This is a genomic window from Microbacterium sp. CPCC 204701 (genome assembly GCF_004010105.1).
GTDB lineage: Bacteria > Actinomycetota > Actinomycetes > Actinomycetales > Microbacteriaceae > Microbacterium.
Genome location: NZ_RRYE01000333.1, coordinates 1 through 3,274, shown reverse-complemented (window position 1 = coordinate 3,274; position 3,274 = coordinate 1). Strand labels below are relative to the sequence as shown.

Genomic DNA, 3,274 nt, shown 5'->3' with positions numbered 1-3,274 from the left:
CGCACCCTCCTCGCCCGCCGCATCGCCGTCCTCGGACGGGTCGCGGTCGTCCGGCCCCGCGGCCGCCAGCGCGATCACGATCGCCTCGCGGAACTCGGCGGCATCCCGGAATCGATGCGCGGGAGTCTTGGCCAGCGCCTTCGTGACCACGCGGTCGAGAGCGCGCGCGGCGCCCGCGATCGCCGAGGGGACCGGGGGCGGCGCGCTCACGTGCGCCTCCAGCACGTGCTCCGTCGTCGCGCGCGGGAACGGGGCCCGGCCGGTGAGGGCGAAGTAGAGCACGGCACCGGCCTGATAGAGGTCGCTCACCGAGCGAACCGGCCGCCCACGCGCCTGCTCGGGCGACATGAACGCCGCGTTGCCGACCACGTGGGCCGCCCCGGCCGGGTCCGCGGCCAGGAGCACATCCACGCCGAGCGTGGAACGGCCCGTGACGTCGGCGAGACCGAGATCGACGATCCGCACCATCGCCGAGGTGAGGGGGGCGCCGCGGGGACGGTCTTCGATGCCGTCGAGGATCACGTTCTGCGGCGAGATGTCGCGGTGCACGATCCCGGCGCGATGCGCGGCTTCCAGGCCCGAGAGAAGCCCGCCGGCCACGGCCGCCGCATCCGTCGCCGACAGCCGTCCGGTGCGGTCGACCCAATCCAGGAGCGTGGGTCCGTGGAGCAGATCCAGTGCGATCCACGGCATCGTGACGCCGCCGGCGTCGTGCAGCCCGGCACCGTGCACGCGCACGACATTCGGATGATCGATCCGCATCGCATGGCGCGCCTCGCGCAGGAACGCCGCGCGGGATGCCTCGTCGGCGCACAGCTGCGGATGCAGCAGCTTGATCGCCACCTGGGCGCCGGGTTCGGCATCCGCCCCTCGATCGGTCGCCGCGAAGACCGAGCCGGTTCCGCCGACGCCGAGCAGCTCGCCGAGCGCGTAGCGCCCGCCGATCCACCCCGCCGCAGCCTCGGTCACCGAGAACCCCCGCCGCGGCGTCTCCTCCCCAGCACGCCGCTCCTGCGACCTGCCCACAATCGCCGGCTCCGAACCGGTGCGCGTCTGTGAGCCGCGTAGCGTTCCTGGCGTGACCCCATCCCGGGGTGCAGAATGGGGGCCATGACCGTGAGCCCGGACGTCATCGGCGTGATCATCGCCGGCGCGACCCTCGCCGCCGGTCTGTTCGGTGGCATCGGCACGCTGGTGGCGCGCCAGCTCGGCAAACTCGAGTCGCGACTCGAGGGGCGATTCGACAAGCTCGACGATCGGCTCGAAAGGATCGACGGAGAGATCAGCGATCTGAAGGTCGCGGTCGCCCGCCTCGAAGGCCCGACGCCGCGACTCATCATGCCGCGATAGTCAGGGCCACGACGACCTCGCCGGGTCATCCGAAGCGGCCGTTGACGTAGTCGTAGGTGCGCTCGTCCTGCGGCTCGGAGAACATCGCATCGGTGTCGCCGTGCTCGATGATCTGGCCCGGCGTGCCCTGCGCGGCGAGGAAGAACGCGCACTGCTGCGAGACCCGCTGCGCCTGCTGCATGTTGTGGGTCACGATGACGATCGTGACCTCCTTCTTCAGTTCGGTCATCGTCTCTTCGATCACGCGGGTCGACGTCGGGTCCAGGGCCGAGCACGGCTCGTCCATCAGCAGCACCTTCGGCTTGATCGCGAGCGAGCGCGCGATGCAGAGGCGCTGCTGCTGACCGCCCGAGAGTCCGCCGCCGGGCTGGCGCAGCCGATCCTTGACCTCTTTCCACAGCCCCGCCGAGGTCAGCGAACGCTCGACCAGCTCGTCCTTCTCGTCGCGCGACGCGCGCAGCCCGGTGAGTTTCAGTCCCGCGATCGTGTTGTCGTAGATCGACATCGCCGGGAACGGGTTGGGCTTCTGGAAGACCATGCCGATGTGCTTGCGGGCGTCCTGCAGCTTGCGCCGGCGATCATAGATGTCGTCGCCGTCGAGCCGCACCTCGCCCGCGAGGGACGCCGACGGCACCAGCTCGTGCATGCGGTTGAGGATGCGCAGGAACGTCGATTTGCCACATCCTGAAGGCCCGATGAGCGCGGTGACCTCGCCGGCGGGCATCGTGAGCGAGACGCGTTCGAGCACCTTGTGGTCGCCGAACCAGGCGGAGATGTCGCGGGCCTCGAGCTGCGACAGCGGGCCCGCCGGAGCGGGCTGATGGGCTGCGGCGATCTCGGCATCGGCGTAGGCGAGCGTCTCGGGCGCCGGCAGCATGGTCGTGACGTCGTCGGCGCCGGCGTCCGGATACTGCAGCGCCGCGTCCTCGTCGGGATGCAGCGCCACACGGTCGTAGGCGAGCGACGCCGAATCGGCGACGGCGGGGTGAACGACGGTGATGTCGTCGACGGAGCTGGAAGGAGCGCGATCGTTCATGTCGGGAAGGTCCTCGTGGGTCTGACAAGCGGCGTGGGTCGGGAAAGCTGGATCACAGCAGGTTGGGGAGCGCATTCATGACGGCGTCGGCGGTGGCCGTGCCGAGCGCCAGCACGATGGGAACGCCGACGAGCCACGTATGCCAGCGGCCCCAGCGCGTCCAGAGCCACCACAGCCCGACCCCGGCCGCGGCGAAGAACACGAGCCCGAAGAAGGCGAGGAACCAGGCGCTCGAGTCCTGGCCCATCGCACGCTCGTCGATCGGCAGCGCGGGATAGGCGAGAACGCGGGACGGAGTCTCCTGCACCTCGCTGACGAGCTCGGCATCGACGTACAGCACGCCCGCGGGGAAGAGGGCGAGGCCGTCGGCGGTCTGCAGCTCGAGGCGTCCCTCGCCGGCCGCGAGCGGCTCGGGCAGAGGGTCGCCCGCGCGACGCAGCCCGAACACCCGGTAGGTGTGCTCGCCCTGCCCGGAGGTGATCGTGATCTCGTCGCCCGGCTGCAGCCGGGCGAGCGCGCCGAAGGGCCCGCCGTAGGTGATCTGGCGGCCGAGCAGGACGCTCGTGCCCCGCTGCCCGGGCATCACCGAGTCGCGGCGGTGCCCGACGCCCGAGCGCAGCACGTCGGAGGTCGTGCTCTCCGCCACCACCTCGCCGAGGCCGATCGCGGGGATCGAGAGCATCGCCACCGGCGTGCCCGCCGGCACCAGCTCCTCGTCGCCGTTCAGCTGACCGACGGGGGTGGATGCCTCGGCGAGCGTCGTGCGCAGCTCGTCGTACGCGATGCCCTGTGCACGCTGGTGCTGCAGGGCGGAGAAGAAAGCGACGTGGGCGACGAAGCCGAGCAGGAGCAGCGACACGGTGAGCACGGCCGCACCCACCCACCACC

At 71.2% G+C, this 3,274-nt stretch carries 4 protein-coding genes; 1 reads left to right on the top strand and 3 read right to left on the bottom strand.

The window, feature by feature from the left end:
* The coding region (locus EIO58_RS14910; protein ID WP_164861746.1) for a serine/threonine-protein kinase at positions 1-969 on the bottom strand (969 nt) is incomplete at its 3' end.
* 141 nt (positions 970-1,110) lie between these two features.
* Between EIO58_RS14910 and EIO58_RS14905 the strand changes: the two genes are divergently transcribed.
* Positions 1,111-1,350 (top strand): hypothetical protein, encoded by a 240-nt coding sequence (locus tag EIO58_RS14905; RefSeq protein WP_127820179.1) that lies wholly within the window; start codon positions 1,111-1,113, stop codon positions 1,348-1,350.
* 25 nt (positions 1,351-1,375) lie between these two features.
* Here the strand turns inward: EIO58_RS14905 and pstB are convergent, their stop codons facing one another.
* Together pstB and EIO58_RS14895 are read right to left on the bottom strand one after the other, a co-directional pair.
* Positions 1,376-2,227, bottom strand: a complete 852-nt coding sequence (pstB, locus tag EIO58_RS14900; RefSeq protein WP_127820180.1) for a phosphate ABC transporter ATP-binding protein PstB — start codon at positions 2,225-2,227, stop codon at positions 1,376-1,378.
* A 211-nt stretch (positions 2,228-2,438) separates the two neighbouring features.
* Positions 2,439-3,274: sortase domain-containing protein (locus EIO58_RS14895; RefSeq protein ID WP_164861745.1), on the bottom strand; the 836-nt coding region annotated here is incomplete at its 5' end.

What these genes read in the sequence shown, in the direction of transcription:
- pstB (WP_127820180.1), bottom strand. Translation starts at nt 2,227, where the DNA reads ATGCTGCCGGCGCCCGAGACGCTCGCCTACGCCGATGCCGAGATCGCC.
- EIO58_RS14905 (WP_127820179.1), top strand. Translation starts at nt 1,111, where the DNA reads ATGACCGTGAGCCCGGACGTCATCGGCGTGATCATCGCCGGCGCGACC.